The sequence below is a fragment of the Agrococcus sp. TF02-05 genome (assembly GCF_017565345.1).
GTDB classification, from domain to species: domain Bacteria; phylum Actinomycetota; class Actinomycetes; order Actinomycetales; family Microbacteriaceae; genus Agrococcus; species Agrococcus pavilionensis.
Genome location: NZ_JAGEKO010000010.1, coordinates 140,763 through 162,265, shown reverse-complemented (window position 1 = coordinate 162,265; position 21,503 = coordinate 140,763). Strand labels below are relative to the sequence as shown.

At 73.3% G+C, this 21,503-nt stretch carries 20 protein-coding genes; 2 read left to right on the top strand and 18 right to left on the bottom strand.

Annotated features, from left to right (window positions below; genetic code table 11):
* Window positions 1-10: 10 nt before the first annotated feature.
* The 9 genes from JQT67_RS11180 to JQT67_RS11140 all read right to left on the bottom strand — a co-directional run bounded on the left by JQT67_RS11180 (window position 11) and on the right by JQT67_RS11140 (window position 8,910).
* Window positions 11-637 carry a 50S ribosomal protein L25/general stress protein Ctc gene (locus tag JQT67_RS11180; RefSeq protein ID WP_208064723.1) on the bottom strand — a complete coding sequence of 209 codons (627 nt, stop codon included), beginning with the start codon at window positions 635-637 and terminating at the stop codon, window positions 11-13.
* Window positions 638-823: 186 nt separating this feature from the next.
* Window positions 824-2,233, bottom strand: coding sequence for a GntP family permease (locus JQT67_RS11175; RefSeq protein WP_208064722.1), 1,410 nt, complete (start codon window positions 2,231-2,233; stop codon window positions 824-826).
* A 53-nt stretch (window positions 2,234-2,286) separates the two neighbouring features.
* Complete coding sequence (locus JQT67_RS11170) at window positions 2,287-2,871, bottom strand: gluconokinase (protein WP_052588614.1); 585 nt, start codon at window positions 2,869-2,871, stop codon at window positions 2,287-2,289.
* Entirely contained in the window at window positions 2,868-3,935 is a 1,068-nt protein-coding gene (locus tag JQT67_RS11165; protein WP_208064721.1) for an L-idonate 5-dehydrogenase, read from the bottom strand. The genes JQT67_RS11170 and JQT67_RS11165 overlap by 4 nt, the downstream gene beginning before the upstream one ends.
* Before the next feature lie 22 nt (window positions 3,936-3,957).
* On the bottom strand, window positions 3,958-4,740 hold the full coding sequence (locus JQT67_RS11160; protein WP_208064720.1) for an SDR family oxidoreductase: 783 nt from the start codon (window positions 4,738-4,740) through the stop codon (window positions 3,958-3,960).
* The gene (locus JQT67_RS11155) at window positions 4,740-5,795 is read right to left on the bottom strand and encodes a D-2-hydroxyacid dehydrogenase (RefSeq protein WP_208064719.1); all 1,056 of its coding nucleotides are present in this window, start codon (window positions 5,793-5,795) and stop codon (window positions 4,740-4,742) included. Before JQT67_RS11155 ends, JQT67_RS11160 begins: the two co-directional genes overlap by 1 nt.
* Before the next feature lie 39 nt (window positions 5,796-5,834).
* Window positions 5,835-6,611, bottom strand: a complete 777-nt coding sequence (locus JQT67_RS11150; RefSeq protein ID WP_208064718.1) for a fumarylacetoacetate hydrolase family protein — start codon at window positions 6,609-6,611, stop codon at window positions 5,835-5,837.
* On the bottom strand, window positions 6,611-8,017 hold the full coding sequence (locus JQT67_RS11145; RefSeq protein ID WP_021009977.1) for an MFS transporter: 1,407 nt from the start codon (window positions 8,015-8,017) through the stop codon (window positions 6,611-6,613). The genes JQT67_RS11150 and JQT67_RS11145 overlap by 1 nt, the downstream gene beginning before the upstream one ends.
* 101 nt (window positions 8,018-8,118) lie before the next feature.
* Entirely contained in the window at window positions 8,119-8,910 is a 792-nt protein-coding gene (locus tag JQT67_RS11140) for an IclR family transcriptional regulator (RefSeq protein WP_208064717.1), read from the bottom strand.
* Between the two features lie 112 nt (window positions 8,911-9,022).
* Here JQT67_RS11140 and JQT67_RS11135 point away from each other — a divergent pair, with 112 nt between their 5' ends.
* Window positions 9,023-9,925, top strand: coding sequence for an NAD(P)-dependent oxidoreductase (locus tag JQT67_RS11135; protein ID WP_208064716.1), 903 nt, complete (start codon window positions 9,023-9,025; stop codon window positions 9,923-9,925).
* 22 nt (window positions 9,926-9,947) lie between these two features.
* On the opposite strand, the gene JQT67_RS11130 is transcribed toward JQT67_RS11135, so the two are convergent.
* Window positions 9,948-10,901, bottom strand: coding sequence for a TIGR03557 family F420-dependent LLM class oxidoreductase (locus JQT67_RS11130; protein WP_021064929.1), 954 nt, complete (start codon window positions 10,899-10,901; stop codon window positions 9,948-9,950).
* Window positions 10,902-11,041: 140 nt separating this feature from the next.
* On the opposite strand from JQT67_RS11130, the gene gndA reads away from it, so the two are divergent.
* Entirely contained in the window at window positions 11,042-12,484 is a 1,443-nt protein-coding gene (gene gndA, locus JQT67_RS11125; RefSeq protein ID WP_307864313.1) for an NADP-dependent phosphogluconate dehydrogenase, read from the top strand.
* 89 nt (window positions 12,485-12,573) lie between these two features.
* On the opposite strand, the gene JQT67_RS11120 is transcribed toward gndA, so the two are convergent.
* The 8 genes from JQT67_RS11120 to glmU form a co-directional block, all read right to left on the bottom strand.
* The gene (locus JQT67_RS11120; RefSeq protein ID WP_307864312.1) at window positions 12,574-13,848 is read right to left on the bottom strand and encodes an APC family permease; all 1,275 of its coding nucleotides are present in this window, start codon (window positions 13,846-13,848) and stop codon (window positions 12,574-12,576) included.
* Between the two features lie 100 nt (window positions 13,849-13,948).
* Window positions 13,949-14,077, bottom strand: a complete 129-nt coding sequence (locus tag JQT67_RS13555; RefSeq protein WP_243755934.1) for a putative transporter small subunit — start codon at window positions 14,075-14,077, stop codon at window positions 13,949-13,951.
* A gap of 12 nt (window positions 14,078-14,089) precedes the next feature.
* A complete protein-coding gene (locus JQT67_RS11115) occupies window positions 14,090-15,814 on the bottom strand; it encodes a sodium:solute symporter family protein (protein ID WP_208064715.1) in 1,725 nt (574 codons plus the stop codon).
* A gap of 266 nt (window positions 15,815-16,080) precedes the next feature.
* Complete coding sequence (locus JQT67_RS11110) at window positions 16,081-17,208, bottom strand: methyltransferase domain-containing protein (protein WP_208064714.1); 1,128 nt, start codon at window positions 17,206-17,208, stop codon at window positions 16,081-16,083.
* A 27-nt stretch (window positions 17,209-17,235) separates the two neighbouring features.
* Window positions 17,236-17,682 carry a hypothetical protein gene (locus JQT67_RS11105; RefSeq protein ID WP_208064713.1) on the bottom strand — a complete coding sequence of 149 codons (447 nt, stop codon included), beginning with the start codon at window positions 17,680-17,682 and terminating at the stop codon, window positions 17,236-17,238.
* A gap of 36 nt (window positions 17,683-17,718) precedes the next feature.
* Window positions 17,719-19,035 carry a hypothetical protein gene (locus JQT67_RS11100; protein WP_208064712.1) on the bottom strand — a complete coding sequence of 439 codons (1,317 nt, stop codon included), beginning with the start codon at window positions 19,033-19,035 and terminating at the stop codon, window positions 17,719-17,721.
* Window positions 19,036-19,048: 13 nt separating this feature from the next.
* Window positions 19,049-20,026 carry a ribose-phosphate diphosphokinase gene (locus tag JQT67_RS11095; RefSeq protein ID WP_208064711.1) on the bottom strand — a complete coding sequence of 326 codons (978 nt, stop codon included), beginning with the start codon at window positions 20,024-20,026 and terminating at the stop codon, window positions 19,049-19,051.
* Between the two features lie 11 nt (window positions 20,027-20,037).
* The gene (gene glmU / locus JQT67_RS11090; RefSeq protein ID WP_307864311.1) at window positions 20,038-21,501 is read right to left on the bottom strand and encodes a bifunctional UDP-N-acetylglucosamine diphosphorylase/glucosamine-1-phosphate N-acetyltransferase GlmU; all 1,464 of its coding nucleotides are present in this window, start codon (window positions 21,499-21,501) and stop codon (window positions 20,038-20,040) included.
* Window positions 21,502-21,503: the final 2 nt, after the last annotated feature.

The window sequence follows — 21,503 nt, the reverse complement described above, 5'->3', positions numbered from 1 at the left end:
CCTCGGTGGACTACTCGGCGTCGGTCTGCTGCGAGGCCTCGCCGCTCGGCACGACGTCGCCCTCGGGCGCCTCGTCGTCGAGCGCCGGGGCGGCCGGCACCATGATGCCGACGACGAGCGTGTCGGGCTCGGTGACGAGCGTCGCGCCCGCGGGCAGCTGGATGTCGCCGGCGAGCACGTGCGCGCCCTCCTCGAGGCCCTCGATCGAGACGACGATCGAGTCGGGGATGCTGAGCGCGTCGACCTCGATCGAGATCGCGGTCTCCTCGAGGTTGTTGATCGTGCCGGGGGCCGACTCGCCCTCGAGGTGCACAGGCACGTCGACGATGACCTTCTCGCCGCGCTGGACGATGAGGAGGTCGAGGTGCTCGATCGACTGGATGCCCTGCATGACGGGGTTGCGCTGCACGTCCTTCACGAGCGCGAGCTGCGACTGGCCCTCGATCTGCAGGTCGAGGATGGCGTTCGAGCGGCGCACGAGCAGGAAGACCTGGTGCGCGTCGAGCGTGAGGTGCTTGGGCTCGGTGCCGTGGCCGTAGAGGACCGCGGGCACCTTGCCGGCGGCGCGGATCTTGCGCGCCGCGCCCTTGCCGAAGGAGGTGCGGGGCTCGGTCTCGAGCTTGTTGTCGTCGCTCATGGAAGTGCTCCTTGGTGGGCCGCAGCCCGTCGTAGGTCGACTCGAACGCGCCAAGCGTGAGGACTGTGCCTGCTGCTGCCACCGCGTCGATCACGGATGCGTCCGCATCCCTCGCCGAAGTTCAGCCCCCGAGCCTACCGCATCGCCCGGGTGCCGGCCGCGCGGGCCGGCACCCGGGCTCGCGGATCAGCCGAACGCGCCCGCGATGAGGTAGATCGCGTAGCTCAGCACGAAGCCGACGATCGCCATGAGGCCCTGGGCGACGGTCCAGGTCTTCAGCGTCGTCTTGACGTCGAGGCCGAAGAACTTGCTCACGAGCCAGAAGCCCGAGTCGTTCACGTGGCTGAAGCCGACCGAGCCGGCCGCGGTCGCGAGCACGATCGCCGCGACCTCGACGGGATTGAAGCCGCCGTCGACGACGACGCCCGCCATGAGCGACGCCGCGGTCGTGAGGGCGACGGTCGCCGAGCCCTGCGCGATGCGCACGATGAGCGAGATGAGGAAGGCCGCGACGATGACCGGCATGCCGATCGAGTTGAGCGACTCGGCGATCGCGTCGCCGATGCCCGTGACGCGCAGCACGCCGCCGAACATGCCGCCCGCGCCCGTGACGAGCACGACCGAGGCGATCGGCCCGAGGGCGCTGTCGGCGACCTTCTCGATGAGCGAGCCGGCCTTGCCCATCCCCCAGCCGAGCAGCCACATCGAGACGAGCACGGTGATGAGCAGCGCGACGGGCGTCTCGCCGAGGGTGCGCAGCAGCGCGACGACCGGCTCGGCCTTGAACGCATCCGCGTCGTCGGTCGTCGAGGCGAACATGTTGAGGCCCGTGTTGAGCAGGATCAGGATGAGCGGCAGCACGAGCAGGAAGACGATCTTGCCGAACGAGGGGTTCGACTCCATCGCCTCGTGCTCCTCCTGCGTGCCGTCGAGGATCGCCGGCACGCCCACGTCGTAGCGGCGGCCGACCCAGCCGCCGAAGAGCACGCCGACGAGGTACCAGACGGGGATCGCGACGACGAGGCCGAGGATGAGCACGAGGCCGACGTCGGCGCCGAGGATCGCGGATGCCGACACGGGGCCCGGGTGCGGCGGCACGAAGATGTGCATGGAGCTGAAGGCGAGCGCCGCGGGGAACGCGACGGTCAGGAGCGAGCCGCCCAGGCGGCGCGCGACCGCGTAGATGATCGGCATCATCACGACGAGGCCCGCGTCGAAGAAGATCGGGAAGCCCATGAGCAGGCTCGCGACGCCGACGGCCATCGCCGCGCGCTGCTCGCCGAACCAGCCGATGAGCTTGTCGGTGAGCACCCTCGCGCCGCCCGACGTCTCGATCATGCGGCCGAGCATCGCGCCGAGGGCGACGAGCAGCATGACGCTGCCGAGCGTCGGATCGAAGCCGAAGCGCAGCGCGGGCAGCAGCTGGTCGAACGGGATGCCCGCCGCGAACGCCGTCAGCAGGCTCGTGATCATGAGGGCGAGGAAGGCGTGGATCTTGAACGCCATGATCAGGACGAGCAGCAGCGCGATGGAGCCGGCTGCGAGCAGCAGCAGTCCTCCCGTGCCGAGGTCCCAGTTGAGGACGAGGTCGTCCATCGTGCGTCTCCTTCGTTCGCTGCCGCGGTGCGCGGGCGGTAGGCCGGGGCCGGTCAGCGCCCGGGCAGGGGGATCGTGCCGGTGATGGTGGTCTCTGGGCCGGGCTCGACCGTGCGGCCTGCCGCGCGGCCGATGAGGATGCGGGTGACCTCCTCGACGATCGCCGCGGGGGTCTGGTCGACGGAGATCGCGATGCCGTGCTCCCACTCGGCGAGCGGCTCGAGCGTCTCGATCTGGCTGTCGAGCAGCGTCGAGGGCATGTACTCGTGGTCGCGGTGCGCGATGCGGTCGGCGAGCAGGCCCTTCTCGCCCACGAGGTGCACGAAGACGAGCTGCGGATCGCTCGCGCGCAGCAGCTCGCGGTACCAGCGCTTGAGCGCCGAGCACGCGACGATCGTGATGCGCCCCTCGGCGCGGCCCGTCGCGATCGCGTGGCCGATCGCCTTGAGCCACGGCACGCGGTCCTCGTCGGTGAGCGGCGTGCCGCCGGCCATCTTCTGCTTGTTGGCCGCGGGGTGCAGGTCGTCGCCGTCGATGAACTGGATGTTGAGCCGGTCGGCGAGCGCCCGCCCGATCGTCGTCTTGCCGGAGCCCTGCACGCCCATGATGATCATGGACGGGTATCGCGTCTCGCTCATGCATCCACTCCCTCGTGCTCGCCGAACGTCAGCAGCACCTTCGAGGATACGGATGCGTCGCGGGCGAGCTCGAGCGCGTCGAGGCCGCGCTCGATCGGCAGCTCGTGGCTGATGACGGGCGCCGCGTCGAGCGAGCCGTCGGCGAGCGCCTCGAGCACGTCGTCGATCTCGTCGTTGAAGCGGAACGAGCCGACGAGCGTGAGCTCGCGCGTGATGGCGCTCGCCATCGGCACGGCGATCTCGCCGGCCCGCTGGAGCCCGAGCATGACGACCGTGCCGCCGCGGCGGGCGCCGCTGATCGCGGCGGCGAGCCCCGGCACCGTGCCGGACGACTCGATCACGACGTCGGCGTGGAGCGCGGCGATGCCCTCGGCGTCGCGCGCGTCCATCGCGCGCGCGCCGAGCCGCTCGGCGAGGGCGCGCGGGTGCTCGTGCAGGTCGGTCGCGACGACCTCGGCCGCGCCGTGGTGCCGCGCGACCGCGATCGCGAGCGCGCCGATCGGGCCCGTGCCGATCACGAGCACGCGCTGGCCCTCGACGTCGCCCGCCTGGCCGACGCCGTGCCACGCGACGGCCGCGGGCTCCGCGAGCGATGCGAGCCGGAGGTCGAGGCCCGCCGGGAGCGGCCGGAGCATGCGCGCGGGCAGCGCGACCCGGCGCGCGAACGCGCCCGCGGTGTGGGGCATGCGCGCGGCCGAGCCGAGGTACGTGCCCGCAGGGCTCAGGTTGGGCCGATCGGCGGGGAAGGGCGCGGAGCCGTCGTCGATCGGCGTCGCGGGGTGCACCGCCACGCGCGTGCCCGCCGCGGGGCCGGTGCCGTCGGCGGCCGGCTCGAGCACCGTGCCGACGATCTCGTGGCCGAGCAGCATCGGCTCGCGCAGGATCGACTGCCCCGCGGCGCCGTGCAGCCAGTAGTGGAGGTCGGAGCCGCAGATGCCGCCGAAGGCGATCTCGACGACCGCCTCGTCGGCCGCTGGCACCGGCTCGGGCAGCGCCTCGACGCGCACGTCCTCCTTCGCGTGGGCCACGAGGCCGAGGTTGTCCGCCATCCGGTCGTCGCTCATCCGTCCGCTCCTCCCCCGGTCGTCACACGACGGCGGTCATGCCGCCGTCGACGAAGATCGTCTGCCCGTGCACGAAGGCGCTCGCGTCGCTCGAGAGGAACACGAGCGTGCCGACGAGGTCGTCGACCCTGCCCCAGCGGCCTGCCGGCGTGCGCCCAGCGACCCACGCCGAGAACGCAGGGTCGTCGACGAGCGGCTGCGTGAGCTCGGTCGCGAAGTAGCCGGGAGCGAGCGCGTTGACGCTGATGCCGTGCGGCGCGAGGTCGGCGCAGAGCCCCTTCGTCAGCATGACGATCGCGCCCTTCGTCGCGCTGTAGGGCGCGATCGACGGGCGCGCGAGCTGCGACTGCACGCTGCCGATCGAGACGATGCGGCCCGAGCCGCGCGCGATCATGCCGCGCGCGACGCGGCGCGAGAGCAGGAACGCGCTCGTGAGGTTCGTCGCCACGAGGTCGTGCCAGTCCTCGTCGGTGAAGTCGGCGATCGGGTTGCGGCGCTGGATGCCGGCGTTGTTCACGAGGATGTCGGGGGTGCCGAGGCGCGCCTCGACGTCGGCGATCCCGGCGTCGACCGCCGACGCATCCGTCACTTCGAAGAGCGCGAGGTGCGTCTCGCGACCGGTCGACTCGGCGATCTCGGCAGCCGCTCGCTCGGCCTTCGCCGCGTCGCGGCCGTGCACGACGACCGTCGCGCCGGCCTCGGCGAGGCCCTGCGCGAGCGCTCGGCCGATCCCCTGGCTCGAGCCGGTCACGAGCGCGGTGCGGCCCGAGAGGTCGAACAGCGCGGTGCCGCGCGGCGCGTCCATCAGTAGAACTCCCTCGTGCTCATGACGTTCTCGAGCGGCTCGCCGTCGAGCAGCCGCGTCGCGTTGCGGGCGAAGAGCTCGGCGATCCGGCGCGGCTCCTGCACCGAGAGCGCCGCGGTGTGGGGGCTCAGCAGCACGCCCGGGTGCTCCCACAGCCGCGACTCGGTCGGGAGCGGCTCGACCGCGGTGACGTCGAGGGCCGCGAAGCCGACGCGGCCGCCGTCGAGGGCGTCGAGCAGCGCGTCCTCGTCGACGACCGTGCCGCGGCCGACGTTGACGAAGACGGTGTCGTCGCGGAGGGCGCCGAAGACGTCGTCGCCGAGCAGTCCCGTCGTGCGCTCGGTGCCGGGCAGCGTCGACACGATCGCGTCGGCGTGCGCGGCGGCGTCGGCGAGCTCGTCGATCGGCACGAGCCGGTCGACGTGCGGCACGGGCTCGCCCGAGCGGGTCGTGCCCCACACGGTCGCGCCGAGCGCGGCGAAGCGCTCCGCGACGACCTTGCCGATGCCGCCGAGGCCGACGACGAGCACGGTCATCTCGCTCACGTGCCGCATGAGGCGCCGGCCGTCGCCCCACGTGCGCGACGCCTGGTCGGCCTCGAGCCGCCGCAGCCCCTTCGCGCCCGCGAGCACGCCGAAGAGCGCCCACTCGGCGAGCGTCGAGGCGTGCATGCCGGCACTCGTCGTGACGACGACGCGGTCGAGCTCCGCCTCGGTGAGCTGCGCGGCCCGCACCTGCCCGCCGCCGCCCGCGGCGGTCGTGTGCACCCAGCGCAGCCGCTCGTTCGCGCGCACGGTGCGGGCGAGCGCGGCGGGCGAGACGTCCGGGATGCCGAAGAGCGCATCCGCCTGGTCGAGCATCGCCTCGAAGCGCGACTGCTGCTCGGGGCTGCGCTCCCAGTCGGGGTCGCCCTCCCAGTCGCCCTGCCAGCGCCACGGCCGCGTGAGCCCTGCGTCGCGCAGCAGCTCGACGCGGGGCTCGAGCTCGCGGATGCGATCGGCGGATGCGTCGTCGAGGCTGACCGCGACGGCGACCTTCAGGGTGGGCTCGGGCATGGCGACTCCTTCTCGGTTCAGGCTAGTGATGGCGCGGGCTCAGCGCAGGGGCGTCTCGAGCCGCATGTCGCCGACGACGACGGCAGCGGTCTGGCCGGGCCGGGCCTCGTGGTTGGAGAGCGGGGCGCCGGCCATCACGACGTCGCCCGGTCCGAGCCGCACCCAGCGCGCGACGTAGGCGAGCGACTCGCGCACCGGCACGGGCATCGCGCTCGCGCTCGAGTCGCGCACGCGCTCGCCGTCGAGCTCGAGGGCGAGCGCGAGGTCGTCGATGGAGGCGTCGGTGTCGATCCAGGGGCCGAGCGGGGTCGACCCGTCGCCGCCCTTCGACTCGAAGTTGCGCTCGTCGAGCTCGGCGCGGTCGGGGTACGAGATGTCGTCGACGGCGGTCACCCCGAGCACGAACTCGTGCGCGTTCCGCTCGTGGAGCAGGGGCGCGGTGGGATCGCCCGTGTCGCGGCCGATGACGATCGCGATCTCGGCCTCGACGACGAGCCGACCCGCATCGCGCCGCGCGCGCACGGGCTCGCCGTGCGCGACGACGGAGCGCGGGCTCTTGAGCCACGCCTGCACGGGCAGCGGGCGCTCCGACGCCCCGCGGTTCTGGGCGATGCCGACGAGCACCGTCGGCGCGGCCGGCGGCAGCAGCCGCGCCTCGGCGCCGGGGATCGGCTCGCCGATGTCGGCCGCCGGCCGGCCATCGGCGAACGCCGCGTAGGGATCCTCGATCGGCACCCAGGCGCCGACCTCGGCCGCGCCGCCGACGGTGCGCGCGTGGAGCACGGCGCCGCCGGCGGCGATCCTCGCGATGCGCATCAGGCCCGCTGCAGCTCTGCCTCGATCTCGGCGTCGCTGCGGGACTCGTCGCGCGAGACCCGCACGGCGTCGTCGAGCCGCAGCAGGTCGCGGGCGCGCGTCTCGGGCACGAGGAACGTCGAGGCGGTCGTGATGAGGGCGAGCGTGGCCATGTAGATGGCCGGCAGCAGCCAGTCGCCGTCGGAGACCGCGAGCAGGTAGGCGCCGAGCACGCCCGCGAGGCCGCCGGCGAGCACCGCCGAGATCTCGCGCGCCATCGCGACGCCGAGGTAGCGGTGGCGGTTGCCGAACAGCTCGGGCAGCATCGCGCACTGCGGCCCGAGCATCGTGTTGACGGCGATGCCGACGCCGAGCGCGATGACGGCCACGACGGTCACCGGGTCGCCGAGCGAGAGCAGCCACCACGCGGGGAAGGCGTAGACGAGCATGAGCACGGCGCCGGTGCGGTACACGATGCGGCGGCCGAAGCGGTCGGAGAGGTGCCCGGTGAGCGGGAGCACGAAGATCGCGATGAGCGCGCCGATCGTGACGCCCCACGCCGCGATGCCGCGGTCGACGGGGCTCGCGAGGAAGTTGCCCGCGACGAACGCGAGCGCGAGCGTCTGGAACATGTAGGAGCCGCCGTTCTCGGCCATCCGCAGCCCGACGCCGACGGTGACCCCGGGAAGGCCCTTCGTGAAGATCTCGCGGATCGGGCGCTGCGAGATCTGGTCGTGCTTCTCGAGCTCGACGAACGTCGGCGTCTCGCGCAGCCGCAGGCGGATGAAGAGCGCGACGAGGATGAGCAGGAACGACGCGAGGAACGGGATGCGCCAGGCCCAGCCGAAGAAGACCTCATCCGGCAGGAGCGACATGAGCGAGAACACGAGGCCCGCGAGGAGCGTGCCGAGCTGGATGCCGATGAACGGCAGGGCGGAGAAGAAGCCGCGCCGCTTGACCGGCGCGTACTCGGCCATGAGCACCGTCGCACCCGCTTGCTCGGCGCCCGCGCCGAAGCCCTGCGCGAGCCGCAGGACGGTCAGCAGGATGGGCGCCCAGATGCCGATCTGGTCGTAGGTCGGGAGCGCGCCGATGAGCGTCGTCGCGCCGCCCATGAGCCCGATCGTGACGACGAGCACCCACTTGCGCCCGAGCCGGTCGCCGAGCGTGCCGAAGAAGAGCCCGCCGAGCGGGCGGGCGAGGAAGCCGACGCCGAAGGAGGCGAGCGAGGCGACGACCGCGAACTCCGGCGGCAGGTTCGAGAAGAACAGCTGGCCGAAGATGAGGGCCGAGAAGAGGCCGTAGAGCGCGAAGTCGAAGTACTCGAGCGCGCTCCCGACGCTCGAGGCGAGCGTCGCGCGGCGGAGGTTCGCCGCGTACTCGGGGTCGTCGGTGTGCGCGGGGTGCTGCGCGGTGGTGTCGGACACGGTCCATCTCCTTCGACAGTCGTGCGATCGCGTCGTTGCTGCCGCCGACTGTACCAGCGGAGTGAACGCTGTTCAATACTGTGAACAGTAGCGAGGGTGCGTCAGGAGCGCGGACCGCGCAGCGGGTTGGTGAGCACGGCGACGGCGGCGAGGAGCCCCGCCCCGACCTCGGCGATGCGCTGCTCGTCGGCGAGCTCGGCCGGGAGCGCGGCGCCCATCGCGAGCGGCGGATCCGCCGGCGCCCACGGCTCGAGCGCGACGGCGACGCCCGTGATGCCGCCGAAGGAGCCGCCGCGGTCGACCGCGTAGCCGCGCTCGCGCACCTCGAGCAGCTGCGGCAGCAGCTCGTCGACCGTCGTGATGCTGCCGGGCGTCAGCCGCGGGAACGGTTCCGTCGGCGCGAGCAGCGCGCGCACCGCGTCGTCGTCGAGCTCGGCGAGGAGCGCCACGCCGGTCGCGCTGAGCGCCGCCGGCAGCTTCGAGCCGAGCGGGGTGCCGAGCCGGTAGGGCGAGCGGCCCTCGTGGCGCGCGAGGTAGAGCGCGTCGGTGCCGTCGAGCATCGCGATCTGCACGACCTCGCGCTGCAGCACGGGCGAGGCGGCCACGACGCGGTAGAACTCGCGCACCTGGTTGAACTGCTGCGCGAACGCGCCGCCGAGCTCCGCCGTGCGGCGCCCGAGCCGGTAGCCCCCGGCCTCGCGCTCGAGCATGCGCCCGTCCTCGAGCGCCGCGCACAGGTTGGCGGTCGACGACTTCGCGAGCCCGAGCGCGCGCGCGATGTCGCTGAGCGTCATGGGCGCGCCGTCCGCATCGGCGAGGGCGGTCAGGATGCGCAGGGCGCGCGAGACCGCGGGTGCCGGGTCGCGCTCGGTCGGGCCGTCGGGCTGGGGCATGGCTTCCGCTCCTTCGCGGTCGAGTCGTCGCCGCCACCCTACGGCCCCCGCCAGCGGAGTGGACATCGTTCGGCATGCTGGTCGACGCGGAGGGCGGCCGTAGCCTCGACGCATGGACACGGCATCGACCCGCGCCTCGCGCGACGAGACCCTCGGCGTCATCGGCACCGGCGCGATGGGCGAGCCCATGGTGCGCCGGCTGCTCGCCGCCGGCCGCTCGACGGTCATCTCGAGCCGATCGGCGCGGCCCGCGCTCGTCGAGGCGGGCGCCACGTGGGCCGCCACGCCGCGCGAGCTCGCGGAGCGCGCCGCGACGGTGCTGTCGATGCTTCCCGACCTGCCCGAGCTCGAGGCGGCCCTCGAGGGGCCCGACGGGCTGCTCGCGGGACTCGGTGGCGAGCGTGAGCTGCTCGTGCTCATCGGCTCGACCTCGTCGCCCACGGGCGTGCGCGAGCTCGCGGCTCGGCTCGCCGACGCCACGGGCGGCAGGGCGCGGGTCGTCGACTCCCCCGTCTCGGGCGGCGTCGACGGCGCGGAGGCCGGCTCCCTCTCGATCATGCTCGGCGGCGACCCAGCCGACGCAGCCCGCGCCGCGGCGATGCTCGCGCCGTGCGGGCGCGCGGTGCACCTCGGCCCGCTCGGCGCGGGCGAGGTCGCGAAGGCGTGCAACCAGCTCGTCGTCGCCGCGACGATCAGCGCGCTCGGCGAGGCGACCGTGCTCGCCGAGCGCTCCGGCCTCGACCTCGAGGCGCTCTGGACGCTCCTCGGCGGCGGCTACGCGGGCTCGAACCTGCTCGAGAGCCGACGCGACCGGCTCGTGCGCGGCGACGACTCGCCGTCGGGCATCGCGCGCTACCTCGTGAAGGACCTCGGCTTCGCCGCCGACGTCGCCGAGGCGACCGGCACGGACCCCGCGCTGCTGCCGGCGCTCCGCGCCTTCTTCGACGAGATCGTCGAGCGCGGGTACGGCGACCGCGACATGTCGGTCACGCGCCGGGCGATCGCCGCGCGCTGAGTCGCGTCGCCGCGCTCGCCGATCACGCCCGCAGGCGCGGCCCGAGCTCGTCGGCGAAGAACGCGAAGAAGGCGTCGGGGTCGGGTCCACCGTCCATGAGGGCGATGTGGTCGAATCCCGCCTCGCGGTACGGCTCGATCACCTCGAGGTGCCGCTCGACGTCGGGCCCGCACGCGAAGGCCTCCTCCATCGCGTCGACGTCGATCGCCGCGGTCGCTTCGTCGAAGGCGGCCGGGTCGGGCAGCTCGGCGAGCACCTTCCAGCCGAGGGGGCCGAAGCGGAAGGCCCGGTGCGCCGACTCGGCGCCCGAGCGGACGTCGGGCGCGAACGCGGTCGGCGCCTCGGCGTACCGGGGGCCGTCGCCGCCCGCGGCCGTCCACGCCTCGACGAGGGACGCATCCGGATCGGTCGAGAAGATGCCGTCGCCGAGCTCGGCCGCGAGCTCGGCCGCTTGCGGCCCGCCCGCCGCGACGACGATCTCGGGCAGCACCTCGGGCAGGTCGTAGACCCGCGCGTCCGTCAGCCGCAGGAACTCGCCGCGGTACGAGTGCACCCCGCCCGACCACAGCATCCGGATGATCTCGAGCGCTTCGCGGAGCCGCCGGTGGCGGTCGCCGACCTCGGGCCAGCCCTCGCCGACGATGCGCTCGCTCAGCCGCTCGCCCGCGCCGATGCCGAGCGTGAATCGGCCGTCGGAGATGATCTGCAGCGTCGCCGCCGCCTGCGCGATGATCGCCGGGTGGTAGCGGATCGACGGGCACGTGACGCCCGTCGCGAGCCGCAGCGACTCGGTCTTCGCCGCGATCGCCGAGAGGATCGCCCACGCGAACGACGAGTGCTCGTGCTCCGGGAGCCAGGGGTGGAAGTGGTCGCTGATCTCGACGAAGTCGAAGCCCGCCCGCTCGGCCTCGACCGCACGGCGGATGAGCTCCTTCGGGGCGACGTCCTCGGCGAAGAGCTTGTACCCGATCTGCATGCGCGGCACGGTAGCCCCGCCTGCTGGGAGCCCGCCCGGGCTCGCCGCGGCCGGCCCGGGCGCGCTCCGCGGCTCGCGTGCCCCGCGCATCCGCCCCTCGGTAGCCTGGCGGTATCCCCGAGCCTCCAGGAGGACCCCCTGTGACCACCGCCAACATCGCCGTCGTCGGCCTCGCCGTGATGGGCTCGAACCTCGCCCGCAACCTCGCCTCGCGCGAGGGCAACACCGTCGCGGTGTACAACCGCACGACGTCGAAGACCGACGACCTCATCGCCGCGCACCCCGAGGCGGGCTTCGTGAAGGCGGCGACGATGGAGGAGCTCGCCGCCTCGCTGCAGCGGCCGCGCACCGCGATCGTGATGGTGAAGGCGGGCCGCCCGACCGACGCGGTCATCGACGAGCTCGTGCGCGTCTTCGAGCCGGGCGACATCATCGTCGACGGCGGCAACGCGCTGTTCACCGACACCATCCGGCGCGAGGCCGCGGTGCGCGAGACGGGCATCCACTTCGTCGGCTGCGGCATCTCGGGCGGCGAGGAGGGCGCCCTCAACGGCCCCTCGCTCATGCCCGGCGGCACGGTCGAGTCGTACGAGACGCTCGGCCCGATCCTGCGCTCGATCGCGGCGGTCGCCGACGGCGAGCCGTGCGTGACGCACATCGGCGCCGACGGCGCGGGCCACTTCGTCAAGATGGTGCACAACGGCATCGAGTACGCCGACATGCAGCTCATCGCCGAGGCCTACGACCTCATCCGCCGCGGCACGGGCAAGAGCCCGGCCGAGATCGCCGACGTCTTCGACGAGTGGAACCGGGGCGAGCTCGAGTCGTACCTCATCGAGATCACCGCCGAGGTGCTGCGGCAGGTCGACGCCGCGACGGGGCAGCCGCTCGTCGACGTCATCCTCGACGCGGCCGGCGCGAAGGGCACCGGGGCGTGGACGGTGCAGACGGCGCTCGACCTCGGCGTGCCGGTCTCGGGCATCGCCGAGGCGGTCTTCGCGCGCTCGCTCTCGTCGCGGCTCGACCAGCGGGCGGCGGCGCGCGACCTTCCGGGACCCTCGGGCTCGTGGCGCGTGGACGACGCGGATGCGTTCGTCGAGGACGTGCGCCAGGCCCTGTTCGCGTCGAAGATCGTCGCGTACTCGCAGGGCTTCGACGAGATCGTCGCGGCGGCCGAGCAGTACGGGTGGGACATCCAGAAGGGCGAGGTCGCCCGCATCTGGCGCGCCGGCTGCATCATCCGGGCGCAGTTCCTCAACCACATCACCGAGGCGTACGCTGCCGACCCGGCGCTGCCGGCGCTCGTCGTCGCGCCGTACTTCCGCGACGCGATCGCGCGCACGCAGGAGGCGTGGCGCCGCGTCGTCGTCGCGGCGGCGCAGGCCGGCATCCCCTCCCCCGCGTTCTCGTCGAGCCTCGCCTACTACGACGGGCTGCGCGCCGAGCGGCTGCCCGCCGCGCTCGTGCAGGGGCAGCGCGACTTCTTCGGCGCGCACACGTACCGCCGCGTCGACCGCGAAGGCACGTTCCACACGCAGTGGTCGGGCGACCGCTCGGAGATCGCCGCGGTCGACACGCACTGACGCCCGCTCGCCCCGCCCGGCCGCTCGCCCGCAGCCTCGGAAGCGCAGAGTCCCGACACTCTGCGACTGCGGGGCGGCGGGGCGAGCAGTCAGCGGCGCAGGAGAGCGCGGGCGGCGAGGCCGAGGGCGAGCCACGCCGCGGCCGCGACGACGCCCGGCCACGGCAGGGTGCCGACGAGCAGCGCGCACAGCGCGAGGCCCGCGACCGGCACCCAGCGCGGCAGCCACCAGCGCGCCCGCGGCGCGGACGCATCCGTCGTCCGTCGAGCGCCCCGGATCGCGCTCAGGTGCGCGACCGCGTAGTAGGTCAGCACGCACGTCGACGAGAACGCCACGAGCTGCGCCACGGGCAGCAGCAGCACGCCCGCGATCGCGACCGCTGCGGTGACGGCCTCGGCGACGACCGGCGCCTTCGAGCGCGCCGACACGAACGACAGCGGTCCGGGCAGGTCGCGGTGGCGCGCCATCGCGAGGCCCGTGCGCGAGAGCCCGGCGAGGATGCCGGTGAGGCTGCCGACGCTTGCGAGCGCCGCCGCCCCGAGCAGCAGGGCGTGCAGCCATCCCGCGCCGACGAGGTCGGCCACCGGCGCGGCCGACGCCGGCAGCGCATCCCCGAGCGTCGCCGTCGTCGCCCACGCGACGAGGCCGTAGAGCACGAGCACGATCGCGAGCCCCGCGCCGATCGCGCGCGGCAGGGTGCGCTCGGGATCGCGCACCTCCTCGCCGAGGGTCGCCATGCGCGCGTAGCCCGCGAACGCGAAGAACAGCACGCCCGCGGCGGTCAGCACGCCGAGCGGCCCCTCCGGCGCACCCGCGACGCGGTTGGCGGTCACGGGCGCGAGGGTCTCGAGACCGGCGTCGGATGCGGTCGGCAGCCCGAGCGCGGACCACGCGAGCGCGGCGGCCACGAGCGCGAGCACGATCGCGACGACGACGGTCGTGACGCGCACGGTCGAGCGGATGCCGGCCATGTTCACGATCGCGAGCGCCGCGATGAGCGCTGCCGCGATCCACTGCGCCTGCTCGGGCCAGATGTGGCGCGCGGCGATGAGCGCGATCGCGCCCGCCGAGGCGGTCTTGCCGGTGAGGAACATCCAGCCGGCGGCGAAGCCGACCGCGCGCGAGACCTCGGCGCGCCCGTAGGCGTAGGCGCCGCCGGAGACGGGGTGGCGCATCGCGAGCTGCGCCGTCGACATCGCGTTGAGCGTCGCCACCCCGCCCGCGAGCAGCAGCGCGAGCCACAGCCACTCCCCCGCGAGCTGCGAGGCCGGCACCCAGACGAAGAAGAGCCCGGCGCCGATCATCGAGCCGAGGCCGATCGCGATCGCGCCGGGGACGCCGATCCGCCGCTCGAGGGTGCTCACGACGCGACGGTAGCGCTGCGCGGTGAACGGTCGGTGACGCCCTGCCCCGTGCGACGCGAGCCGGCGGTCGCCCCGCGGCTCGCGTCGTGCGGGCCGGGCCTCAGATCATCGGGCGGCCCTCCTTCTTGGCCGCGCGCAGCTCGCGGAAGAAGCCGCGCGAGATGACGGCGAGCACGCCCGCGACGATCACGGGCCAGACGAGGACGTAGGCGGTCAGTGCGATGGTCATGTGGTGCTCCGATCAGTCGCGGGCGTGGGCGGGGGCGTCGCCGCCGGGTCGGGGGTCCGAGACGACCTCGGCCGGCGCGTCGGCCGTCGCCGTCTCCGCCGTGTCGAAGTCGCCCGTCACGCGGCGGATGGTGGCGAAGTCGAAGCGCTGCTTCGACCGCACCGACATCGCCCAGCAGACGAGGAAGGAGACGGCGTAGGCGACGAGCGACGCGGAGAGCACGGTGTAGTCGCGGAGGAAGAAGAGCGTGAAGGGCGCGGCCGCGAGGGTCGCGACGACGCCGACCGCCACCCCGACCCGCAGTCCGAAGAAGCCGAAGGCCATGATGCTGAGCACCACGCCGATGCCGACGGTCGCGAGCAGCTCGATCGGCAGCGCGAGGACGCCGGTGAGCGACACCCACTCGAAGCGCACGGGCAGGAAGACGACGAGCGCCGCGATGACCGACACCGTGAAGGCCATGTTCGTGACCTTCTGCCAGTAGAAGGACGCGATGACGGGGAAGACGAGGCAGCCCCACAGCGCGCCGACGAACACGAGCAGGTCGAGGATGTTGAGCTGGCTCGTCGCGAAGTACAGCGCGGCGCCGGTGGCGACGACCATCGTGATGCGGCCGATCAGCAGCATCGTCTTCGGGTTGGCCTTCTCCTTGCCGACCGACTGCCCGTAGACATCGGCCATCACGATCGACGAGAGCGCCGAGAGGTCGGAGTCGGCGGTCGAGGAGAGCGCGCCGATGATCATCAGGAAGGCGAGCGCGAGCAGCGCCCACGGCAAGTAGGTCGCCGCCATCTGCGGGAGCAGGTTGTTGACGTCGCCGTCGAGCGGGGTGATGCCGAGGTAGAGCGCCATGACGCCGAGCATCCCGACGCCGATGACGGTCGCCCCGTAGCCGACGGTCGCCGTGACGAAGGTCGGCTTGATGAGGTCCTCGCGCACCGCGAAGAGGCGCTGGGCGATCGTCTGGTTGCCGATCGCGTAGGCGAGCACGGCGGCGATGTAGGGAGCGCCCTGGTTGAGGAACGCATCCGACGACAGGAAGTCCTGCTGCTGCGAAGTCACCGAGCCGGCAGCGACGCCGGCCTCGAACATCGCCGGTCCGCCGGCGGCGAAGAAGATGACGGGGATGACCACGACCGCGGCGCCCAGCATGCACAGCACCTGCGCGAAGTCGGTCAGCACCGAGGCGCGGAAGCCGGACCACAGCGTGTAGAGCAGCACACCGGCCGCGACGATGAGGATGCCGGTGCCGAAGCTCAGCGGCGAGAGCATCGCGATGAGCGCGCCGCCGGCGATGAAGTTGGAGGTGAGCGAGATGAGCGAGCCGAGCACGTTCGAGCCGGCGAGCATGAGCTGCGACGAGCGGCCGTGCCGCGCGTACATGACCTCGGCGAGGGTGTGCGCGCGCGGCGCGACAGCCCGGATGCGCTTGCCGAACGGGTAGATGAACAGGATCATGAGCGCGCCCCACAGCCCGTAGTGGATGGGCCCGGAGACGCCGTAGGTGTAGCCCGCCGTCACGGAGGCGTACATCGACGAGGCCCAGATCCAGGTGGCCGTCATCGACGCGGCGGAGACGCCGAACCCGATCCGGTTGCCGGCGGTCATGTAGCCGTCGGCGTTCTCGCGCCTCCGGCCGATCCTGAGGGACATCAGCATCGTGCCGCCGTAGAAGACGAGCAGCAGCACGATGACGAGTCCGATCCCCAGCTGGGCGATCTCCTGGGCAGGCGGCATCCGGTTCCTCTCGTTCAGCGCTTCGAGGCCGCCGTGCGGGCACGCCGAAGGGCATGCCGCGCGCACGGCTCTCGTCGAGCCCGGCTCGATCCCGCGAGCGTCTCCCGCGGAGCGCCACCGGCGCCGCGTTCGGATCAGCGATGCGCAGCATGCGACCCGGTCATGGCGTTCGAGCGCCGGTGCTGGCCCGTGGCCAGTGCTTCCACCATGTCAGCAATGGCGGAGCATGGCCAATCGACAGGGACGGCCCTCCGCCCGCGAGCAGCTCAGCGGCGCTCGAGCTCGACGAGCACCTCGGCGTGCCCCGTGTGCGGGAACATGTCGAACACGCGGCCGCGCACCGGCCGGAAGCCCGGCATCGCGGCGAGGTCGCGCGCGAGCGAGGCGGGGTTGCAGCTCGAGTAGAGCACGCGGTCGACGGCGGATGCGTCGAGTCGCGCGGCGAGGTCGCCGATGCCCCGGCGGGGCGGGTTCACGACGACGAGCTCCGGCGCCCTCGCGCCCTCGAGGTCGACCGCGGTCGCGTCGCCGACCGAGAACGACGCATCCGCCCCGAGCTCGGCCGCGCTCTCGCGCGCCGCGTCGATCGCCTCGGCGGTCACCTCGACGCCCTCGACCCGACGGCCGGGGCGCGCGGCGTGGAGCGCGAAGCCGCCCACGCCGCAGTAGAGGTCGAGCACGCTCTCGGGGTCGGCCTCGTCGAGCCACGCGGTCGCCTGCCGGTAGAGCCCCGCCGCGACGGCGGTGTTCGTCTGGAAGAAGCTGCGCGGCCGCAGCCGCAGCCCGATGCCGTCGACGCGCATGACGAGCACGCCCTCGCCCGCGAGCAGCAGCTCCTCCTCGCCCTCGAGCACCGCCTTGTGCTCGGGCTGCAGGTTGGCCGAGAGCGACGCGATCGGCAGCGCGTCGAGCACGCCGAGGTGCTTCCGGATGCGCGACAGCGACTCCGTCGAGCGCAGCACGAGGCGCACCGCGAGCTCGCCGTCGGGCGAGGCCGTGACGATGAGCAGCTTGAGCTCGCCCCGCCGGCTCGGCACGTCGTAGGGGGTGAGCCGCGCCTCGCGCACGAGCCGCTCGAGCACCGGCATCGCGGCGACGATCGGCGCCTCGTGCAGCGGGCACGCCTGCAGGTCGATCCCCGAGCCGTCGGCAGCGAGGATGCCGATCGTGGGCGCGTCGACGGTGCCGGCGACCGCCATCTTGGCCTTGTTCCGGAACCCGCCGACGGCACTGGCGTGCGGCGCATCCCACACCATCGCCGGGAGCGCCGCCTCGACCGCGCGCTGCTTGTCGGCGAGCTGCCGCTCGTAGGGCGTCGGCAGCAGCGTGCACGAGCGGCAGCGATCGGCGTCGAAGTAGGCGCACTCGAGCGCGATCGACGTGCGCGGCTGCATCCCGCCAGCCTACGCGGGGTCAGCGCGTCAGCGCTCGGGCTGAGCGCCCCGCTCGAGCGGTGCCGGTCCCCCGGCGTCCTCGATCTGCTCGGCGAGGAAGGCGTCGAGGATCTCGCCGCGGAGCCGGTCGATGCTCGCGCGCAGCCGCTTGAGGTCGGTCTTCGAGGCCCCGCCGCTCAGCATCTTCACCGCGTGCTCGAGCTTCGTCAGCGACGCCGCCCACGCCTTCGCGCGCATCCGCTCCGGCCCGTCGTCGGCGCTGTCGCGCAAGTACTCCACCTGCTCGCGCATCGACTCGAGCGTCTTCCGCATCGCCTCGGGGCTCTGTGCATCCGAGCGCCGGAGCTTGCCGACCTGCTCCTGGATGCGGTCGGCGACATCGGGATTCTGCTGCAGCCACGCGAGCGCGAGCGGGCCGTACCGCACCGCGTTCCCGCCGATGAACCTGAGCGCGGGACCGAGCCATGTCGCCATCTGGACCTCCGTGCGGCAGACCCTACCGGGCGCACCTCAGAGGATCGTGCCGCCGGCGTTGAGCGCGACGTCGCGCACGGCATCCGCGCTTCGGTCGGTGCGCTCGGCGGGCGGCGGGGCCGACGGTCGCGGGTCGCGCAGCAGCACGGCCTGGATGCGCGCGCGACGGGCGCGCAGACGCGCGGCGCCGATCGTGCCGAGCAGCCATCCGGCCGCGACGGTCGCGAGCCCCGGGAGGGCGAGCGCGGTGACCTGCTGGATGTCGGCGACCTCCTCGGCTGACTCGACCGCCCCGATGAAGGTCGGCGCCCAGCCGTAGGACGCGACGAGCCAGCCGACGACCCCGAGCACCATCGCGACGCGCTCGAGCGGGGCGGCGTCGAGCAGCACGGCGTCGACGTGCTCGAGGCGCACGCGATCGCCGCGCTCGAGCGCGCGCACGGTGCGGCCGTCGCGCACGCCTGTCCAGACGAGCAGCCCGGCCTGGATGAGCAGCACGACGGCAAGGGCGGCACCCATGACCGTCGCGCCCGTGAGCAGGAGCCCGTCGATCGCCTGCTCCCCTCGCTCGTCCCACGAGACCGGATCGGCCCAGCGGCCGGGCTGGCGCATGAGGATGCCAGCGACGAAGATCATCCCGCCGACGCCCGTCAGTCCGCTCGCGAGGTTGAGGATGCGGTGGCGGCGCTGCTCGTGCGCGCGCGGCACGGGCAGCGTCGCGCGTCCCCACCGCGCCGAGAGCGCCTCGTAGCGCGCCGACCATCGCCGTCGCGCGGGCCCCGTGCGGTGGTGCAGGTTGACGAGCGCGATGCCGCCGGCGAGCAGCACCGCTCCGACGGTCGGCACGAGCACGCGCGCCGCGAGCGCCTCGCGGTCGTCGGTCGCGAGCAGGAGCCCGATCGGGAGCAGGATGGCCCCGACGATGATCGCGGCCGTCCCGGCGCCCATGAAGGTGCCGTGCGGACCGGCGTGCAGGCCCGTGCGCTCGACCGTCGGCGGCGTCGCTCCCCGCGGGAGGCGCGCGGCGTCGCGCGCGAGCATCATCCGTGCGACGCCCCGTCGGAGCGGCTCGCCGATCACCCCGATCAGCACGAGGATGCCGAGGCTCGCGAGCGCGCCGCGGGCCACGAGGTCGACGCCGTGGTCGGGCGCGAGCTCCTCGACGAGGATCGCCACCACGATCGTGATGACCAGGAGGATCGCCGCTGCGACCCCGGCGGCGAGCGTGACGGCCGCGGCGCCGGCCACGATCGCCCGCGCGGGGCCGATCGGGCTCGGGGTGACCGGCTCGCGCGGCGCGGCGCCGGGCCCGTCGTCGGTCGGCTGGCCGCCTCCGGCGCGGTGCCACGTCACCCGCGCGGCTCCGTCAGGCGGCGCCGTCGAACAGGCTCGTGACCGAGCCGTCCTCGAAGACCTCGGTGATCGCGCGCGCGAGCAGCGGCGCGATCGACAGCACGCGCAGCTTGTCGAAGCGCTGGTCGTCGCGCAGCGGCAGCGTGTCGGTGACGACGACCTCGTCGATGAAGTCGGAGTTCAGGATGCTCGGGGCCGGCTCCGAGAAGATCGCGTGCGTCGCGGCGACGACGACGTTCGTCGCCCCGTTGGCCTTGAGCGCCTCCGCCGCCTTCACGATCGTGCGGCCGGTGTCGATCATGTCGTCGACGAGCAGGCACGTGCGGCCCTCGACCGTGCCGACGATCTCGTGCACCGAGACCTGGTTCGGCACGAGCGGGTCGCGGCGCTTGTGGATGATCGCGAGCGGCGCGCCGAGCTTGTCGCTCCACACGTCGGCGACGCGCACGCGGCCCATGTCGGGCGAGACGACCGTGAGGTTGTCGGAGGCGATCGTGTCCTGGAAGTGCTTGAGCAGCACCGGCATCGCGAACAGGTGGTCGAAGGGGCCGTCGAAGAAGCCCTGGATCTGCGAGGCGTGGATGTCGATCGACATGATGCGATCGGCGCCCGCGGTCTTGAAGAGGTCGGCGATGAGCCGCGCCGAGATCGGCTCGCGGCCGCGGCCCTTCTTGTCCTGCCGGGAGTAGGGGTAGTACGGCATGACCACGGTGATGCGCTTCGCGCTCGCCCGCTTGAGCGCATCCACCATGATGAGCTGCTCCATGAGCCACTCGTTCACCGGGCGGCCGTACGACTGCAGGATGAACGCGTCGGAGCCGCGCACCGAGCCCGTGTAGCGGGCGTAGATCTCGCCGTTCGCGAAGGTGCGGGAGTCGACCTCCATGAGGTCGGTGCCGATCTCCGCAGCCACCGCCCGCGCGAGCTCGGGGTGCGACCTGCCGGTCGCGAGCACGAGGTGCTTGCGGTTCTTCGCGACGATCGATCCCACTCGGGTGCCTCCTAGGCGTTCGGTGATTGCGTGCCCGCCGCTGCTGCCGCGTCGGCTGCCTTCGAACCCGGCCGATTCGACTCGACCCAGCCCGACACGGTGCGCTGCGGTGCGACCGAGATCGCCAGCGCGCCCGGCTCGACGTCCTTCCGGACGATCGTGCCTGCTCCAGTGTAGGCGCCGTCGCCGATCGTCACGGGGGCGACGAAGACGTTGTCGCTCCCGGTGCGCACGTGCGAGCCGACCGTCGTGCGGTGCTTCTCGACCCCGTCGTAGTTCGCCGTGATCGTGCCGGCGCCGATGTTCGAGCCCTCGCCGATCGTCGCGTCGCCGATGTACGACAGGTGCGGCACCTTGCTGCCCGCGCCGAGCTGCGTGTTCTTCGTCTCGACGAAGGTGCCGATCTTGCCGTCCTCGCCCACGACCGAGTTCGGGCGCAGGTAGGCCCAGGGACCGATGGATGCGCGGGCGCCGATCACCGAGAGGGTCGCGTCGGTGCGCTTCACGACCGCGTCCTCGCCGACCTCGGTGTCGACGAGCGTCGTGTCGGGGCCGATCGTGGCGCCGGCCGCGATCGCGGTCGCGCCGTGCAGCTGCGTGCCGGGGAGGATCGTGACGTCCTCGGCGAGCGTGACGTCGACGTCGATCCAGGTCGAGGCGGGGTCGACGATCGTGACGCCCTCGCGCTGCCAGCGGCGGATGATGCGGTCGTTGAGCACGTGCGCGGCGGCGGCGAGCTGCACGCGGTCGTTGATGCCCCAGATGGCCCACTCGTCGGGCGCGGGCACCGCCTGGATGCGGCCGCCGGTCGCCTGGATGCGCACGGCCGCGTCGGTGAGGTACATCTCGCCCTGCGCGTTCGCGCGGTCGATCGTGCGGAGCGCCTGGCGGAGCGCGGTCGCGTCGAAGACGTAGATGCCGCCGTTCACCTCGTCGATGGCGCGCTCGGCGTCGCTCGCGTCCTTCTGCTCGACGATGCGGACGAAGGCGCCCGCCTCGTCGCGGACGATGCGGCCGAGTCCGCTCGGGTCGCGCAAGTGGGCCGAGAGCAGCGTCAGTTGGTTGCCCTCGCGCTCGTGCCGCTCGATGAGGGCGCGGAGCGTGTCGGCGTCGATGAGCGGCACGTCGCCCGAGAGCACGACGACGTGCCCGTCGAAGTCGGCGAGCGCGTCGAGGCCCTGCTCGACGGCACGGCCCGTGCCGGGCACCTCGTCCTGGTCGGCGATGACGACGTGCGGCGCGAACTCGAGCACCGCCTCCGCCATGCGGTCGCGCTCGTGGCGCACGACGGCGACGATGCGGTCGGGGTGCAGCTCGCCCGCGGCGCTCAGCACGTGGGCGATGAGCGGCTTGCCCGCGAGCGGGTGCAGCGGCTTCGGCGTGCGGCTCTTCATGCGCGTGCCGGCGCCTGCGGCCAGGACGATGACGGCGATCGAGGGCACGTCGGTCTCCCATCGTGTGCGGTGGTGTCGCACCC

Bases quoted from the DNA above. Each gene is read 5' to 3' on its own strand.
- JQT67_RS11180 (WP_208064723.1), bottom strand. From the start codon at position 637: ATGAGCGACGACAACAAGCTCGAGACCGAGCCCCGCACCTCCTTCGGC.
- JQT67_RS11175 (WP_208064722.1), bottom strand. From the start codon at position 2,233: ATGGACGACCTCGTCCTCAACTGGGACCTCGGCACGGGAGGACTGCTG.
- JQT67_RS11170 (WP_052588614.1), bottom strand. From the start codon at position 2,871: ATGAGCGAGACGCGATACCCGTCCATGATCATCATGGGCGTGCAGGGC.
- JQT67_RS11165 (WP_208064721.1), bottom strand. From the start codon at position 3,935: ATGAGCGACGACCGGATGGCGGACAACCTCGGCCTCGTGGCCCACGCG.
- JQT67_RS11160 (WP_208064720.1), bottom strand. From the start codon at position 4,740: ATGGACGCGCCGCGCGGCACCGCGCTGTTCGACCTCTCGGGCCGCACC.
- JQT67_RS11155 (WP_208064719.1), bottom strand. From the start codon at position 5,795: ATGCCCGAGCCCACCCTGAAGGTCGCCGTCGCGGTCAGCCTCGACGAC.
- JQT67_RS11150 (WP_208064718.1), bottom strand. From the start codon at position 6,611: ATGCGCATCGCGAGGATCGCCGCCGGCGGCGCCGTGCTCCACGCGCGC.
- JQT67_RS11140 (WP_208064717.1), bottom strand. From the start codon at position 8,910: ATGCCCCAGCCCGACGGCCCGACCGAGCGCGACCCGGCACCCGCGGTC.
- JQT67_RS11135 (WP_208064716.1), top strand. From the start codon at position 9,023: ATGGACACGGCATCGACCCGCGCCTCGCGCGACGAGACCCTCGGCGTC.
- JQT67_RS11130 (WP_021064929.1), bottom strand. From the start codon at position 10,901: ATGCAGATCGGGTACAAGCTCTTCGCCGAGGACGTCGCCCCGAAGGAG.
- JQT67_RS13555 (WP_243755934.1), bottom strand. From the start codon at position 14,077: ATGACCATCGCACTGACCGCCTACGTCCTCGTCTGGCCCGTGATCGTC.
- JQT67_RS11115 (WP_208064715.1), bottom strand. From the start codon at position 15,814: ATGCCGCCTGCCCAGGAGATCGCCCAGCTGGGGATCGGACTCGTCATC.
- JQT67_RS11110 (WP_208064714.1), bottom strand. From the start codon at position 17,208: ATGCAGCCGCGCACGTCGATCGCGCTCGAGTGCGCCTACTTCGACGCC.
- JQT67_RS11105 (WP_208064713.1), bottom strand. From the start codon at position 17,682: ATGGCGACATGGCTCGGTCCCGCGCTCAGGTTCATCGGCGGGAACGCG.